16 protein-coding genes are annotated in these 16937 nt (G+C 40.3%); 4 read left to right on the top strand and 12 right to left on the bottom strand.

Annotated elements, in window-relative coordinates; genetic code table 11:
• Positions 1-324: 324 nt before the first annotated feature.
• Both pta and ackA read right to left on the bottom strand, forming a co-directional pair.
• On the bottom strand, positions 325-2469 hold the full coding sequence (gene pta, locus Q4600_RS19395; RefSeq protein WP_303517872.1) for a phosphate acetyltransferase: 2145 nt from the start codon (positions 2467-2469) through the stop codon (positions 325-327).
• A 64-nt stretch (positions 2470-2533) separates the two neighbouring features.
• Entirely contained in the window at positions 2534-3733 is a 1200-nt protein-coding gene (gene ackA, locus Q4600_RS19390; protein ID WP_229369965.1) for an acetate kinase, read from the bottom strand.
• A gap of 176 nt (positions 3734-3909) precedes the next feature.
• Between ackA and yfbV the strand changes: the two genes are divergently transcribed.
• On the top strand, positions 3910-4353 hold the full coding sequence (gene yfbV / locus Q4600_RS19385) for a terminus macrodomain insulation protein YfbV (protein ID WP_102527098.1): 444 nt from the start codon (positions 3910-3912) through the stop codon (positions 4351-4353).
• A 20-nt stretch (positions 4354-4373) separates the two neighbouring features.
• Here yfbV and pflA read toward each other — a convergent pair whose 3' ends face one another.
• Positions 4374-5108 (bottom strand): pyruvate formate lyase 1-activating protein, encoded by a 735-nt coding sequence (gene pflA / locus Q4600_RS19380; protein WP_303517881.1) that lies wholly within the window; start codon positions 5106-5108, stop codon positions 4374-4376.
• An 87-nt stretch (positions 5109-5195) separates the two neighbouring features.
• On the bottom strand, positions 5196-7478 hold the full coding sequence (gene pflB / locus Q4600_RS19375) for a formate C-acetyltransferase (protein WP_102527097.1): 2283 nt from the start codon (positions 7476-7478) through the stop codon (positions 5196-5198).
• Between the two features lie 637 nt (positions 7479-8115).
• Here pflB and focA point away from each other — a divergent pair.
• Entirely contained in the window at positions 8116-9063 is a 948-nt protein-coding gene (gene focA / locus Q4600_RS19370; RefSeq protein WP_102527096.1) for a formate transporter FocA, read from the top strand.
• 112 nt (positions 9064-9175) lie between these two features.
• Here focA and Q4600_RS19365 read toward each other — a convergent pair whose 3' ends face one another.
• Genes Q4600_RS19365 through Q4600_RS19355 form a run of 3 tightly spaced genes read right to left on the bottom strand, consistent with a single transcriptional unit; the run spans position 9176 to position 10927 of the window.
• Positions 9176-10030 carry an SDR family oxidoreductase gene (locus Q4600_RS19365; RefSeq protein ID WP_303517865.1) on the bottom strand — a complete coding sequence of 285 codons (855 nt, stop codon included), beginning with the start codon at positions 10028-10030 and terminating at the stop codon, positions 9176-9178.
• A gap of 51 nt (positions 10031-10081) precedes the next feature.
• Complete coding sequence (locus Q4600_RS19360) at positions 10082-10393, bottom strand: DUF3861 domain-containing protein (protein ID WP_102527094.1); 312 nt, start codon at positions 10391-10393, stop codon at positions 10082-10084.
• 42 nt (positions 10394-10435) lie between these two features.
• Complete coding sequence (locus Q4600_RS19355; protein ID WP_303517863.1) at positions 10436-10927, bottom strand: DUF2798 domain-containing protein; 492 nt, start codon at positions 10925-10927, stop codon at positions 10436-10438.
• A gap of 98 nt (positions 10928-11025) precedes the next feature.
• Between Q4600_RS19355 and Q4600_RS19350 the strand changes: the two genes are divergently transcribed.
• Positions 11026-11457, top strand: a complete 432-nt coding sequence (locus Q4600_RS19350) for a MarR family winged helix-turn-helix transcriptional regulator (protein WP_102527092.1) — start codon at positions 11026-11028, stop codon at positions 11455-11457.
• A gap of 130 nt (positions 11458-11587) precedes the next feature.
• Here Q4600_RS19350 and Q4600_RS19345 read toward each other — a convergent pair whose 3' ends face one another.
• From Q4600_RS19345 to Q4600_RS19335, 3 genes are all read right to left on the bottom strand, one after another.
• The gene (locus tag Q4600_RS19345) at positions 11588-12793 is read right to left on the bottom strand and encodes a multidrug effflux MFS transporter (RefSeq protein WP_229369956.1); all 1206 of its coding nucleotides are present in this window, start codon (positions 12791-12793) and stop codon (positions 11588-11590) included.
• Positions 12794-12924: 131 nt separating this feature from the next.
• Entirely contained in the window at positions 12925-13476 is a 552-nt protein-coding gene (locus Q4600_RS19340; protein ID WP_102527091.1) for a DUF1415 domain-containing protein, read from the bottom strand.
• A gap of 51 nt (positions 13477-13527) precedes the next feature.
• Complete coding sequence (locus Q4600_RS19335) at positions 13528-14124, bottom strand: LysE family translocator (protein WP_102527090.1); 597 nt, start codon at positions 14122-14124, stop codon at positions 13528-13530.
• Between the two features lie 319 nt (positions 14125-14443).
• On the opposite strand from Q4600_RS19335, the gene Q4600_RS19330 reads away from it, so the two are divergent.
• Positions 14444-15022, top strand: coding sequence for a DUF4136 domain-containing protein (locus Q4600_RS19330; protein ID WP_303517859.1), 579 nt, complete (start codon positions 14444-14446; stop codon positions 15020-15022).
• 90 nt (positions 15023-15112) lie between these two features.
• On the opposite strand, the gene Q4600_RS19325 is transcribed toward Q4600_RS19330, so the two are convergent.
• Positions 15113-15931 carry a DUF2797 domain-containing protein gene (locus Q4600_RS19325; protein ID WP_303517857.1) on the bottom strand — a complete coding sequence of 273 codons (819 nt, stop codon included), beginning with the start codon at positions 15929-15931 and terminating at the stop codon, positions 15113-15115.
• Positions 15932-16223: 292 nt separating this feature from the next.
• Positions 16224-16730, bottom strand: a complete 507-nt coding sequence (locus tag Q4600_RS19320) for a glycine cleavage system protein R (RefSeq protein WP_303517855.1) — start codon at positions 16728-16730, stop codon at positions 16224-16226.
• Between the last annotated feature and the right edge of the window lie 207 nt (positions 16731-16937).

The raw sequence follows: 16937 nt of genomic DNA, 5'->3' as shown, positions 1-16937 counted from the left end.
TTCTCTATTCTCTATTCTCTATTCTCTATTCTCTATTCTCTATTCTCTATTCTCTATTCTCTATTCTCTATTCTCTATTCTCTATTCTCTATTCTCTATTCTCTAATCTCTAATCTCTAATCTCTAATCTCTAATCTCTAATCTCTAATCTCTAATCTCTAGTCTCTAGTTGTTAACTCTCGTTTTTGGCCTTTAACTTGTTAGGTTTAGCTTCTTTATAATCAGCTTGAATCAAAGACAATAAAAAAGCACTCACGTGTTAACGAGAGTGCTTTTTTGTCTTCCCAGGCTTCCATTTTATGGCGCTGGGTAGTTAACTAGCTTTTATTGCTCATTTTGAGCGGCTTGAATAGCCGTCAATGCAATCGTATAAACGATATCATCGACTAAAGCGCCACGTGATAAATCGTTTACTGGCTTGCGCATACCTTGCAGCATTGGGCCAATACTGATGAGATCTGCACTACGCTGAACCGCTTTGTAAGTTGTGTTACCCGTGTTTAAGTCTGGGAATACAAATACTGTGGCTTTACCTGCTACAGGACTGTCTGGTGCTTTAGAGCGAGCGACATTCTCCATTACAGCTGCATCGTATTGCAAAGGGCCGTCGATGATTAAGTCAGGGCGCTTCTCTTTCGCGATTCGAGTGGCTTCACGTACTTTATCAACATCAGAACCCGTACCAGAAGTACCCGTTGAGTAACTGATCATAGCAACACGTGGTTCAATACCAAATGCCGCTGCAGATTCTGCTGATTGAATCGCAATATCGGCTAGTTGCTCTGGGTTTGGATCTGGGTTAATTGCACAGTCGCCGTAAACCAAAACTTGATCAGGCATTAGCATGAAGAAAATTGATGATACTAAGCTTGAACCAGGTGCGGTTTTAATCAGTTGTAGTGGTGGACGAATCGTGTTGGCAGTGGTGTTTACCGCGCCAGAGACAATGCCATCAACTTCGTCTTGAGCAAGCATCATAGTACCTAGTACCATGTTGTCTTCTAATTGCTCTTTAGCAACAACTTCAGTTAGCCCTTTGTGGCGACGTAACTCCAACATACCTTCAACGTAACGACCTCGAGCCTCTAGAGGATCGATAATTTGTACGCCTTCACCTAACACGACATCTTGAGATGAAGCGATACGTAAAATTTCTTCAACGTTACCTAACAGTACACAACGGGCAATGCCACGTTCAGCACAAATAGATGCAGCTTTAATGGTTCTAGGTTCTTCACCTTCAGGCAATACAATGGTTTTCTTTGCTGCGCGAGCAAGCTCAGTTAACTTATATCTAAATGCTGGTGGTGATAAACGGTGCTCGCGTGGTGAGTTTTGAGTCACGCTTTCAATCCAGCTTTGGTCAATATGACTTGCGACATATTCTTGAACGCTATCAATGCGAACAGCATCATCAACAGGTACTTCATGATCAAAACGTTGAATATTAAGCGAGGTTTGCCAAGTGTTACTGTCGATTAAGAATACAGGTAAACCTGTTTCAAAAGCGCGTTCACATAAGGCCATGATTTCAGGCTCAGGCTCGTAACCACCGGTTAATAAAAGTGCGCCAATTTTCACGCCATTCATTGCAGCAAGACAAGCTGACACAATAACATCAGAACGATCACCAGAGGTAACCAGTAAAGAGTTTGTTCGAATGTGCGTGACCATGTTTGGAATACTACGAGCACAGAAGGTCACTTTACGCAGACGACGAGTATTCATTTCACCAGCGTTAATGATTTTAGCATTTAAATGTTTGGCTAAATCAGATGCGCGAGGTGACACTAAATCGAGGTTATATGGCACACTGCCTAGAATACGCAGTGGGCTTTTACCTGGAAGCTGGAACATTGCAGACGTATCGTTAGTTGATGCTTCAGCATGATCAAATACTTCTGATAGATCTGGGCGAGCACGACCTTCATCATCGACTGGTGCACCAATCTTATTGATAATTGAACCAATAAGACGTTTGTTTTTGTGACCACCCCATGAATTGTAAGCGATTTCTAATCGGTTCATTAGCCCGTTAGGAGAGTCGTTACCTGGTGTGGCAATGAAAATCACATCGGCATCAAGTGCTTTAGCTATTTCAAAATTGATATCGTCAGAGAAAGGGTGAGTGCGAGTAGGTACTAAACCTTCAATCACAATCGTTTCAGTATTCGCTGCACATTCGCTTGCACGAGCAATAATTTGCTCCATTAATACGTCGATTTGCTCAGAACGAATTAAGTTCTCAGCATGTTCCATTGAAAATGGCTCAAGCGGGTTAACAGTCGGCGAATGGCTTAAAATAGTCGTTGAACGTTCTGGGCCGTTATCACCATTGCGAATTTGTGCAATTGGTTTGAAGAACTGAACTTTAACGCCTTTGCGTTCAAGCGCGCGCACCATCCCAAGACTTAGTGAGGTTAAACCTACACCAGTACCAATTGGGATTAACATAATATTACGAGACATAGAGACCTCTATAAATAGCGTAAGTAAAGCCCGCTTTGCAGGCTTTACGTTTGGGCAATGGTGATTAAGCTTTGATTAACTTAATTGCATCTTCCGCGATAACCCACTCTTCATTAGTTGGGATAACCATCGCGACTGTGCTGCCTTCTTCTGTAATAATGCCGTCTTTACCGAAACGTGCTGCTAGGTTTTTCTCTTCGTTCACGTTGAAGTTAAAGATAGCTAGCATTTCTAATACTTTTGCACGAATAATGTCAGAGTTTTCACCGATACCACCAGTAAATACCACTGCATCTAAACGTCCTAAAGGCACAGTGTAAGAAGCAATGTATTTCGCTAAACGGTAGCAGAAGATTTCTAATGCTAAGGTTGCGCCTTTATGACCATCCTTATAGCCGTCTTCAATGCCGCGACAATCATTAGTCAGTTCAGATATACCTAACAAACCACTTTGTTTGTTTAATAGGTTGTTCACTTCATCAATGGTGTAACCGAGTTGGTTAACTAAGTGATAGATAATTGAAGGGTCCATGTCACCACAACGTGTGCCCATAACCAAACCTTCTAGTGGGGTTAATCCCATAGAAGTATCAACACTCTTACCGCCTTTAACTGCAGTAACAGAAGCGCCATTACCTAAATGGGCAACAATTACATTAGTATCAGCTGTGTCTTGGTTAAGTACTTTAGCCGCTTCACGGCTAACAAATAAATGGCTTGTACCGTGCATACCGTAGCGACGAATACCATGTTCACGGTATAACTTATATGGCAATGCATAAATGTATGCATGTTCAGGCATGGTTTGGTGGAATGCAGTATCAAACACGGCGACCTGCGGCAGAGCCGGGAACGAAGCCATTGCAGCACGAATACCGATTAAATGCGCAGGGTTATGAAGCGGTGCTAATGAAGCACAATCTTCAATACCAGTAATGACATCTTCGTTAATGATCACAGAACGAGAGTACTTCTCGCCACCGTGAACGATACGGTGACCGATTGCTTCAATTTGAGCCGCTAATTCTGGCTGGTCAGCAAGAATATTGTTAACTATGTATTCAACAGCTTCACGGTGAGCGGTAAATGCGCCAAGTTTGGCTTCATTTTTTGCGCCGTTAACTTTCCATTTGATGCGTGAATCTTCTAAACCGAAGCATTCAGCAAGTCCTGATATGTGATCATCACCTGAAACAGCATCAATTACAGCGAATTTTAAAGATGAGCTACCGCAGTTGAGTACTAGTACGAGTTTTTGTGACATGTTGAGACCTTTTCGTCTGAGTCGTGCAAAATTTAAATTGACGTGAAATGTGTTATTTCAACTATCAATCATAGTTAATTAATGACTAAACAACCGATAAATTTACCGTAAATTTGGGGCTAATTATCGCTGTGTGCTATGGTGCATATATATTTCAAATCTTATAGGGCGTAACGTTGAGCGTAAAAGTGTTCAAAATCATAGGTGACGGCCGTCGTTATATGAAAGCTTGGCCTATGGTTCGACAACTTGGGTTTTATTTCCCTGAATACCGCGTTGTTAGGGCAACCCATCTTGGCATTATGTTGATGCCATTTTTCGCTATCTTGGCTGCAATTAGCCAAGTGTATGTCAATGGCTGGGCGTTTCTGCCTCAGGCGATTGCGATACTGTTATTCTTTATCAGTTTGCCTATTCAAGGCTTGTTATGGTTAGGTTTACGAGCTAAACACCCATTACCAATAACACTGTTTGATTGGACCAACCAATTAACCACCAAAATGAGTTCCATGGGCATAACTTGCCAACCTTTAGGGGCTAAAGCGTGTTATTTAGATATGGCGCTTATTTTAAAAACGGCGTTTGAACGTTTAGATAAAAGTTACTGGGAACAGCTTTAATCGCTGTTTCGGTTAATTTATCAATAGTCAGCTTTTATACCGCGCTCAGTGAATACAGCCTTTATGGCTTCCATGGTTTCTTTACTAGGTGGTTTGGTATCAGTTAATGAGTAAGTCTCACCAAATGCTTCCCATTTGTGGGTGCCGAGTTGGTGGTATGGCAGTAACTCTACCTTTTCAACATTCTTCATTGGTTCAATAAAGTCGGCCAATGCTTTCGCAGAAACGAGATCTTCAGTAAAGCCATCTACAACGACATATCTTACCCAGGTCTTTTGGTTACGTTTGGCTAAATATTCTGCGAATTGCAACGTGCGCTGATTACTGACCTTGGTTAAATCGATGTGCTTGGCATCATCCATTTGTTTAATGTCCAGTAACACTAAATCGGTATTATCGAGTAACTCGTCAATCACCGGAGTGTATTTACGTACAAAACCATTAGTATCAAGGCAAGTATGGAGATCATTTTCTTTGCAGGCTTTGAAAAGTTCTGTCACAAATTCAGCTTGGAGAATGGCTTCTCCACCTGTTGCTGTGACGCCACCAGATTGTAGAAAAGGTTTGTAACTGATGATTTGCCCCATGAGCTCATCAACAGTGACTTCCTTACCGCCGTCTAAATCCCAAGTGTCGCGATTATGGCAGTATTGGCATTTCATTAAACATCCCTGCATAAACGCGACATAGCGGATACCAGGACCATCAACGGTGCCAAAAGATTCAATAGAGTGGATACGACCTGTGGTCATGATGTCTCCAAACAAGCAAAAAAAAAATGGTTGTACTAAATGTTATGGATGAACATAACGGTATATTAGTACAACCAATTTTAAGAAGTATTACAAGCCTTTAGTGAAAGTACGAGTAATTACATCTTGTTGCTGTTCAGGTGTTAGTGCGTTGAAACGTACAGCGTAACCTGAGACTCGAATGGTTAATTGTGGGTACTTTTCAGGGTTCACAATCGCATCTTCAAGCATTTCACGGTTCATAACGTTAACGTTCAAGTGCTGACCACCTTCGCTGTTAGCGTTACTCATGAAGTAACCATCCATTAGTGATGCAAGGTTAGAACGACGTCCAGTCTCATCTTTACCTAACGCATTTGGCACAATAGAGAAAGTGTATGAAATACCATCTTGAGCGTGAGCAAATGGTAGTTTCGCTACTGAAGTCAGTGAAGCGATAGCACCGTTTTCGTCACGGCCATGCATTGGGTTTGCACCTGGAGCAAATGGTGCACCAGCTGGACGACCATCAGGTGTTGTACCTGTTTTCTTACCATAAACAACGTTAGAAGTGATGGTTAAGATTGACTGTGTTGGAATCGCATTGCGGTACATTTTCTTGTTACGGATCTTAGCCATGAAACGCTCAACTAAGTCACAAGCAATGTCATCTACGCGTGGGTCATTGTTACCAAATTTCGGGTAGTCACCTGAAATATCAAAGTCGATTGCAATACCGTCTTCATCACGGATTGGCTTAACCGTACCGTATTTGATTGCAGATAATGAATCGGCAGCAATTGACAGACCAGCGATACCACATGCCATAGTACGACGAACATCACGATCATGAAGTGCCATTAACGCTGCTTCATAAGAATACTTGTCATGCATGTAATGGATAGAATTAAGTGCTGTCACATATTGTGTCGCTAACCAATCCATTAAGCCGTCTAAACGACCCATCACATCATCAAACTCCAATACTTCTGAAGTGATTTTGTCAGCAACGGGTGCAATTTGCGTCTTCATTTTTTCATCTACGCCACCATTGATAGCGTAAAGCATGGTTTTCGCTAAGTTAGCGCGAGCACCGAAGAACTGCATGTGTTTACCTACAATCATAGGGCTGACACAACAAGCGATTGCGTAATCGTCTGATTCGAAATCTGGACGCATTAAGTCATCGTTTTCGTACTGGATTGAGCTTGTATCGATAGACACTTTGGCACAGAAATTTTTAAAGCCCTGTGGTAAAGCATTCGACCATAAAACAGTAATGTTTGGCTCAGGGCTTGGGCCCATGTTGTATAAAGTGTGTAAGAAACGGAAGCTGTTCTTAGTCACTAAAGTTCGGCCATCTAAACCCATACCTGCAACTGATTCAGTTGCCCAGATTGGGTCGCCAGAGAATAACTCATCGTATTCAGGAGTACGTAGGAAACGAACCATACGTAATTTCATCACGAAATGGTCAACCATTTCTTGCGCTTGTTCTTCCGTAATAACGCCGTTAGCGATGTCACGTTCGATGAAGATATCAAGGAATGATGAAGTACGGCCTAATGACATTGCCGCGCCATTTTGGCTTTTAACTGCAGCAAGGTAACCGAAGTAAGTCCACTGAATTGCTTCTTTAGCATTCGTTGCCGGTAAAGAAATATCACAGCCATATTTTGCTGCCATTTTCTTCATTTGACCTAATGAACGATGTTGCTCAGCAATTTCTTCACGTAGTTGCATAGTGCTTGATAAATCTTCGCCAGCTTCAAAACCTGCTTGCAGAGAAGAGAACTGAGCGAATTTATCTTGCATTAGGTAATCGATACCGTAAAGCGCGATACGACGGTAATCACCAATGATACGACCACGGCCGTATGCATCAGGTAAACCCGTTAAGATACCTGATTTACGACATGCCATAATTTCAGGGGTATAAACATCGAATACACCTTGGTTATGGGTTTTACGTAATTCAGAGTAAGTGTACTTAACATCTTCGTCTAATACGCGGTCGTATGCTTTACAAGACCCTTCAACCATACGAATACCACCATTAGGTAGCATTGCACGCTTAAGCGGCGCGTCAGTTTGTAAACCAACGATAGTCTCTAAATCTTTGTTGATGTAACCAGCATCATGAGAAGTAATGGTTGAAACCATTTTAGTGTCGAAATCAACAGGAGCGTGAGTGCTGTTCTCTTGCTTGATACCGACCATCACTTTTTCCCAAAGTGTTTCAGTAGCTTGAGTAGCACCTGCTAGGAAAGACTCATCACCTTCATAAGGTGTGTAGTTTTTCTGAATAAAGTCACGAACATTAACTTCAGTTTTCCAATCGCCAGCTTCAAAACCTTGCCAAGCGTTTGCAAATAATTCTGTTTTATCGGTCATGGTAATTTACCTTCTCGTTAATTGACTGCTGATGTGCCATATGATGGTAGTGGATAACTGTTACAACCAATTGGCATATCAAAAAATTGAGACCCCTATAAATGGATAATTGATAGGGCATCTAATCTGTTAGCTTTTACAATAAAATCGTTACTGTAGAAGCGAATAATTCATCAAATGTAAATTGGTAAGACCAATTTACCTAAAGAATATTAGCATAGGTTTTATGCAACTTCACTTAATTAAATCAAAATCGAATAAGATATGGTCAAAAATGTTATCTGGCTAACACTTTTTGCGCAAAAAGTTTTTTAATCACTCATTAGTCACTACTCTTGCAGCTTATTGTTAGCTAGCTTTGTGTTGCCTTCTTATCGCTATATAGCTTTGCTATACTGTTTTATAGCATCTTTTAGATGAGCTGATCATTTATTAGCGAAAACTTAGCAAATATATGAAAGTGTTTAGCCAAGTTCGTATGAAAAACCTTGGTATTACCAATTTATTTGTATGATTTATAAATGACGTTATAAAGCAGTGATTCAGTTCAAGTCTGTAGCGCAAGTTTGTTTAGGTAAATAGCACAAGCGATTTACTTTGTTAATCCTATTTTAGTGTTAAAAGTTTTGAGGTTTATATGCAGAAATTAACCGGTGAAGAGCGCCAGAGTTCGGCGAATTCAACGACCGAGTTAACAAATAAGTCGCCAGCGCCAACAACTTATGAACAAGCTGAAAAGTTTGGTTTAGCAAAGGTGGCTAAAAGTCCTTGGCAGTCGTTTATTTTGTCGATATTTGCCGGTGCCTTTATTGCAATTGCATTTGTATTTTATGTCACTGTGACCACGGGCAGTACCGGTGGTTGGGGTATGACGCGTTTCATCGGCGGTATTGCGTTTAGTTTAGGTCTTATTCTTGTTGTGGTATGCGGTGCGGAGCTATTTACCAGTACGGTATTAACCTCTATACCTTGGGCACAAAAACAAATTAAAACGTCGACGCAGTTGCAGTGCTGGGCACGTGTATACGCGGGGAACTTAGTTGGCGCATTGATTATGGTGTTGTTGATTATGATGTCGCGGATGTTTGAGCTCAATGGTGGACAATGGGGGGTAAACGCTTTGAATATTGCCCAACATAAAATTCATCATACTTGGCTACAAGCATTCACTTTGGGGATTTTATGCAACATGCTCGTGTGTTTAGCTGTGTGGATGACATTTGCCACTAAAGATCTGTTAACTAAATCTTTTTTGATGATTCTACCGGTAGCTATGTTTGTCAGTAGTGGTTTTGAGCATAGTATTGCTAATATGTTTATGGTTCCCTTAGGTGTCGCGATTCACGCTTTTGCACCTGAGAGCTTTTATCTTGGGTTAAATATTAACCCACAGCAGTATGCCGATTTAACCTTGGTAAACTTTGTATTTAATAATCTCATTCCTGTTACTTTGGGCAATATTGTCGGTGGCGGTGTATTTGTTGGCTTAGGTTTTTGGTTAGTACAGCAAGATAAACTCGTTATTGGCTCACAAGGGGCTAGCAATGCTTCTTTAGTGGGTGAGCAAGAAGCAAGAAAGAAGTAAGCTTTATGAAATTATTCAACATTCGTAAATAAAAAACTTCCATTGATTATAACGCCCTGCAATTGCAGGGCGTTTTTATTGGTTCAATCAGTACTCTGTATAGCACGCTGAATTAAGCCAAACTTTGCTTCAAGTCGGTAAAGTATTTATCCCAGCTGATGTGCGCTCTGCCTGCAGCTAGATTAAAATGACTTGGATTATCTGCTTTACCTTCAAGAATACCTTGATAAATCCCCGCAATAACAGTCCCAATAAAGTCACCCAACTCTGCCACTCTATCTTGCTGATATTCTTCAACCGTCATTGGGGTGTAAATCAATGAGGTGCCAAAGGCTAGATTCATATAATCAGCCAGTTGGTATTGAGTCATTGATTCACCATGGAGATTATATGTTTGCCCATTGTGTTTACTCTCGGTAAGCATTCGGGCATAGGCGTAGGCAAGTTCGCTGCGAGTGGTGTAACCGCATTTTCCGTTATTAGCGCAATTGGCAATCACACCTGATTTTTTGTAGCTGTCTATATATTCAATATCGGGTTCAATATAGATCCCATTGCGGCCAATGACCCAGTCTACACCGCTTTCACGAATGTCTTGCTCTGTCTGACGGTTACTTTGTATCACAGGTGAGAAAGCAGTATTTTCTTCAGCACCTTGAACACTGGTGTACACAATCTTTTTTACGCCTGCTGTTTTTGCAGCATGAATGACATTACGGTGCTGCTGTATTCGCTTATCTGGTGCATCCATCCCTGATACCAATAGTAATACGTCTACAGTTTGTAGTGATTGGGCTAATTGCGCCGAGTTATTGTAATCTCCAGAACGCACTTCAACACCTAAGGCTTTAGCATTCTCAGGAGTTCGCGCTAAAGCAATGATGTTTTCTTTAGGATTGATATCTAAAAGTGCGTTAACAATTGCGCTGCCTAATTGTCCGCTTGCTGCAGTAATAGCGATGTTCATAGATTGGCTCCTAAAGATATAAGTTGAGTGTTTCGGTAACGTCTGGCTTGATTATTTGATGGCGCTTTTTACTGTGCTTTTAAGGTTATGCATAAAAGCTTTAAAATGCGGCATAAAATCGACAAATAATGGATGCTTTCTATTTTCCATCATTATAGGTCCGAGTAAACGCAGTGAAACAGCAACTTTGGTCGCCAGCGATGTTTCGAGGCCGCTTCCTTTTTGCAAGTTTTTAACGACATTAAACAAGTCTTCTCTATCTTGTAATTCAAAATCCAATTGCTGACCAGTTTGTTGTGCTGGTAGGTTGATTTCTTCAATGGTAATACGGTATTGATGATTTTTGCGGATAATTGAACTCATGGGGAATTCCTTATGTTGATATGACAATGAAGTAACGGTTGTTTAGCTTTTCAATAAAGCTTCGACCTTAGGTTTTATGGTGAGTGACACGAGCAGCATCATTGCTACTGCAAATGGTAGGGCGGCAGTGACTGTATTAAACCAAGTTGAAAATAATTGATTAAGGTCAGTCATCCCGATGTTATTGATGGTCGTCGATAGCGCTAAACCTGATTCCATTATCAGCGCCATGGCGATACCTATCAGTATGTTTTGAAACTTCTTATCCAATTTAGGTAGAAACTTTTCAGAAAATTTTGTCAATGCTGTCATCAATATAAAACCAGCAGGCATGACAGTTACCGTCGCGAGTAAAAAAGCACTTAACCACTGATTGAAAAAACTGCTGCTATATCCGAGATTAATATAGGTCATGACCCCCGTTATTGTGCCACCCATTAGTGTCATCATGCCTAACACTGTCAGAACTTTTACAGAGACCGGGGTTTTAGTTTCAGCGACGAGGGTCGACGTTATGGATGTTTGATTGTTCATTGTGTAACTCCTACCTTGAAAAAATTATCATTATGGTTGATAATGTCAACTATAAAGATTTAGTTGATAAAGTCAACTAATTTATTCGGAGCTAATTTATGCAAGATCGAAAATCCTTAGAAAGCTTGTTTCAATTGGTACATGGCTTAAAGCGTCAATTACATAATAATATTGAGAAACTTAATCTAGATATGGCGCCGATGAATGTGCGGGTACTTAAGGTGATTAATAAAAAAATCCCCTGTACTGCAATAGACATTGCGCAGTTTTTAAATCGTGACAAAGCTCAAGTCACTCGACTGTTGAATGGATTAATAGCGCAAGAATTAATTGTCAAAGAACCTAATCCAGAAGATAAACGCAGCCAATGTTTACGCTTAACTGAAAAAAGCCAGTTGATAATGGAGGATATTGCTCTAATAGATAAAAAAATACATGAGCAAATGACAAATGGAATTACAGAAGAGGAGCTTGCGTTGTTCGAAAATATAGCTGCAAAAATGGCTGAAAATTTGTCATCAAATCCTTAAGCCAAACAATTAGCAATGAAACTTTGATATAAATCTTGATATAAACGTTGAGCTAATTCTTGAGTTAACTCAAGAATTAATCGATGAATTTAACCGATGAAGTGATCAGCACTAAATCGGCTAAACTTGTTTAATGTTTATTTATTAAGTTATCAGTAACGAAGGGTTTGTTCTTGATAACTATCCATAAAGTAGCACCGAGTAAACCGACACTGAGTTGGATTATGCCTAAGTTGCTAATTAAAGATGCTTGGCTTAATGAGACTAAAACCATCCCCAAGGCACCACTCATCATGCTACTGAATTGGATCAGGGCGACTGCAGAGCCAGTGTCCTGAGTTTGTTGCTCTAGCATTAAGTTAGTACCTGGTACTCTCATGGTAATAATGGCCACTGTTGCAGGGGCCGCAATAACCGCAAAAGTTAATGCTGACATATGACCGATACTGAGAGTTAATACACCAGCGATAGTAAGTAAAATAAAGCACAGGGTAATGATTCTTTTTACAGTGATATAGCGTGACAAGTGCATATAAATCATTGGCCCGAATGCGGCGCACATAGCGTTAAAGGCAAATGCATAGCTAAATTGCTGCTCAGTGAGGCCAAAGTCATTTATATAGATGTAAGAACCCGCTGCTAGAAACCCCATCAATGCCATTGATGTCATCGAAAAGACCACTAATAAAATGGCAAATCTCGGGTTTTTAATTATCACAGCCAGTCTTCCCCAAGAGCGAAGCACTGAGCCAACATATTTTTTCTCTAAGGTTTCCTGGTAACACAGGGCTAATATTGCTGCAAATGTGCCATATATGGCGAGCACTACGAACATCATCCGCCATGAGGCTATTTGAAGCAAAAAAGCGCCAATCACTGGCGCAACCATGGGGGCGATGATCACTAAAGACATGATGGTGGCCATGATTTTCTCGCGCTCACGACCAGTAAAACTGTCTTTTACAATGGCAGTGGCAACCACAGTGACAGCACTGGCTGCAAATGCCTGTAAGACTCTAACACCAATCAGTTGTTCAATATTAGCTGAAAGCGCACAACCAATACTCGCAAGAATGTAACCACAGATACCGATGAGTAAAATGGGTTTTCTACCGAACTTTTCACTTAGTGGTCCCCAAAAAAGTAGACCCGTGGCATAGGTGACAAAATAACTACTCAGGGTTAAGTTGACCATAGATTGATTAGTGTTTAACGCCTCAACCATGGTGGGCAAAGCAGGTAAATACAAGTCAATAGTCAATGGCGGAAATGCGCTAATAATGACGAGAAAAAATAGCATACCGGTTCGACCCAGTATCGATTGTGGATTTTTCAATTTGATACTCTTAAGTTGAACTGCACCGATTACTTACCCTGACTCATTCTCTTTAGGTTTATCCTTGTTATCTATATCTACAACTATATCAGCTACCTATATCGGCTACCTATGTCGGCTACCTATGTCTGTTATTTATTGACCTGACATTGTTTTAATAAGGCAGTAAAAAAATCACTGCCTTTTCGCTCAGCAAAAGCAATATTGCGCTCAGGAATGGTTTCGGGTTCATCATATTCTGCTAGTGCTGCTTCCATACTGGCTTCGCGAATAATATGAATTGTTGGATAAGGTGAGCGATTAGTGTAATTAGCTGCACTATCTTGTGGTTCGCCTTCAAAACAGTAGTCAGGGTGAAAGCTTGCCAGTTGATAAACCCCTTCATATTCATGTTCAAATAATTTGTCATTAGCTAAGTCAACGATATCAAGATAACTGTAAAACCCTTCAAAGCCACGAGGCATGATAAACAATGTGGTTTCAACGTCTGGATTGTTGTCTAAAAACTGACACTCGCTGAGAAAGTCTTTCATCACTTGTTTGACTTTGGTCTGCTCACTGCAAAAATAACGAATACTGTTGCGCTCGACTTCGCGGCGGGCAAACGGGCAAATATTATATTTCATGATCACTTTACTGACCCAGTTAGCCGTTTCAATGTGGTATTCGGTTAATTCTGACATCTGACTTCCTGCTGGTTACTCTTGATATATTGATGACAATTTGGCGACGCGTTAATTAGGTAGCACCATAGGTATGATGGATAGCACTAATAATAATGCCATGCTGATATTAAAGATGCGTTGCTGACGAGCATTTTTAAGTAATTTTTTCAGTCCAATCCCAAAACTTAACCAAATGGACGCGCAAGGGAGTGCGACAAAGAAAAACACCACTGCAATGGTGATAATTTGTGGTGCCAACGGCTGCTGAATGTTAGTAAATGTCGCGATAGCGCCCACGGCCATTATCCAACCTTTTGGGTTAACCCATTGAAACGCGGCAGCTTGAAAAAAGTTAAACGGTTTGGCTGTTTTCTTGCCTTCTAAATTACTTGAGCTATTGGCAATTAACCAAGACAGATACAGTAAATAGATAATACCGGCTACTTTAATGACTTGGTGAGCGACAGGGTAAGCTTGAAACACAGCACTAAGACCAAGTCCTATAGCAAGTACCATACTCGGGAAACCAACAATAATGCCCAATAAGTGTGGAATACTGCTTTTTACACCAAAATTGACCCCTGAAGTCATCAACATTATGTTGTTTGGACCAGGAGTAATACCTGCAGAAAAGGCAAATAATGCAATGGTAATGACGAGTTCCATAAATTGAGTTTTTCTTAATCGGAAATTTTTTATCAGGCCTGCATTTTAGCCGTTATCCCATAGTGAACAAGCAAAAAGTGCATTTATATCGATTTTGCTGAGTTACAAATGTGGCGAAGTGGTTGGAAGTGTTTTTAATATTTGTTCTCAAGTGTTTAAAATATACTTTAAATATTCGGATTTGTTGTTATTAAATTTGAGTCAGGTTAGGTTAGGGTTCATATGTTAAATTAATTTTGATGCGAGAGTTCGCGCTTTATACCGATTGTGCTTGCCTGTGCGGTACTTGCCAGTTTCTGATTATAGGATTAACGGATAAATGATAAATAAACAATGGTGTTTATGGATAAGCTTAGTTGCCGTATTAATAAGCGGTTGTGCAAGTAATGAAACAATAATCGATCCCGTCCCAAGTCGCATTACTATGGTGACTTCAGGTGATTTAGGCATGATTTCAGAACATGCTAAAACCTTTAGTTGGCATCCAACGATGTTTACAGTCCATAGTGCAAATAAGATAGATGATGCTGAGTTAGTCAGACATATGCGTCAATCGATTACTAAAATAATGAATGCTAAGGGTTATAATTATGTGGCGGCTGATCAGTCTCCAAGTCTTATATTGGGCTTTGGGATGGCATTAGAGTCAGAAATCAGTGATAAAGAAATTATGAAACGTGCGGGATTAGTGGCAGGCTTATCTACCAAAGGCGTTGATGACGATTATGAAAAAGGCTCTGTGCTGGTGGCGTTATTCAATCCCAATAGTATTCAACCAGTGTGGAAGGTCCTAGCGCAAGGCTTTACTGATACCGATAGACCGGTTGAAGATAGAGAGCAACGTTTTGATAAACTCACTTCGATGATGCTTAATTCAATCCCGAATCATATTATGTAATGTTATCGGGTAAATCATCTGGTTTCATGCAACAAAATAAAAAGGCCGTTGATTGTTATCAACGGCCTTTTTAGCATCTACTGACTTGTGCTAGACAGTAACATTCACTTCATAAGAACCAAACTTGCGAATGTTAATGACACCAGTATCAAAGATCAGGTATTGGCCTTTAATTCCTTGCAAAATACCAGTGACTTCTGGCGTTTTATCAAAGTTATGTGATTTCACTTTTTTAGGGAACTCAGTGATTGGGAATTTAATTCCTTGAATTGAGTTATCCAAACGTTCAATGACAAAATCTGGGTTCTGCTGCTTAATTTCTAATAAGCGCTCTTCAATAACTGGGATTAATTGATTCGCCATCTCGATGAGATCCACATCCTCATTATTGCCTTTGAGCATGGCTTGCCAATTCGTTTTATCGTTGATCAGTTTAGCTAACTCAACTTCCACTAAACCAGAGAGTTGGCGAGTGGAAACTTTAAAGATAGGTAAGCCCTGGGTTGCGCCTTGATCTATCCAACGCGTCGGAATTTGAGTGTAGCGGGTGATGCCAACCTTGATCCCTGAGGTATTTGATAGGTAAACATAATGAGGAACAAAACAGTGAGTTTGCGCCCATTCAGGTTCGCGGCAAGTCCCCTTATCAAAGTGACAAGTTTCAGGCTTCATGATGCATAAATCACAGCTGGCAAGCTTAGACATGCAAACGTAGCAATGGCCTTGTGAATAACTTTTTTTGGTCTTTTTACCGCAACTACAACAGAAGATATTGCCTGTGTGAGTTAGTGTCAGTGATTGACCAATCAAAGGGTTAAGGTCAATGGTTTCATCGCCCACAGGCAGTTTGTATTGCACTTCATTCTGTTCATCAAGCTGAGTGCGCATTTTTGATAGCGTTCCTAACATCATTTACTCATTGTTTTTATCATTTGAGCTTAGTCTAACAGATGCTTGTAGGGATATTTAAACGGTTTTTTAGATTGAATAAGCCGTTAAGTGCAGTTGATGTTTATGACACTTATATGAAACTTTAAGTTTGTCTATAGACGAGGTTGTATAGAAGTGAGTAGAGGGTAAAACGGTTGGAATCATGCTTATAACACCAGCGAATGCATTGGCCAATACGCTGGTGATATAGCTTGATGATGAATGGCTGAACAGGATATTAGTCGTGTTTGCGCATCAGATAATGCAAGCTTTATGCAGTTTTGCTCAGTTTATCTAATACAACATCATCACCCAGTTCATAAAGTGATTCTGTTAACTGTTCTTCTTGGCTAGGATCAGATAAGCCTAGGCCCATAGTAGCTCTGAAGAGGGCAATACCGCTGTGGCTTGCTGTTTCCTGCTGGCTACTAAATTGCTCAATGTTAATACCAAGAGCGTTTATTTTATTAGATATTTCAAGCACTAAGCCTTCGCGATCATAAGCAACCAGATTAAAGCTTAAGCGTTTGATTGGCTGTGCTATATGGCCTGTTTTACAATAAGTGCAATTAAGTCCGTCAATACACTCTAATGCTTCTAGCAAGGCGTCCCATTTAAATGCAGAAACTTCTAACTGTAATATAGCGGCAAAGATACCATCTATATGACGCATTTCTGAATCAAGCCAATTACCATTGTGACGACTTATAACATTTGCTATTTGCTCAACTAGTCCTTTTCTATCAGGGGCTTGCAAGGTGACGAGATAACGCAACATAATTGAAACTCCCAAATTATTAACAAATAAATCTGCTGTAACACTACTGTCATATTTACGTCATATAATTCAGCCAATTAAAATTGGCATCCAAAAAATGTCATATAAGCTCGCTAAACTGCAACTTTTTAAACCAGCGATTCGCTTGGGAATGAAAAACAGTCAGTTTAGGTAAATAAAACAGCTATTTATTTAGTAACACAGCGG

Origin of the sequence: Shewanella sp. 2_MG-2023, from assembly GCF_030548905.1 — a bacterium.
GTDB classification, from domain to species: domain Bacteria; phylum Pseudomonadota; class Gammaproteobacteria; order Enterobacterales; family Shewanellaceae; genus Shewanella; species Shewanella electrodiphila.
This window is presented reverse-complemented; position numbering and strand designations above follow the sequence as displayed.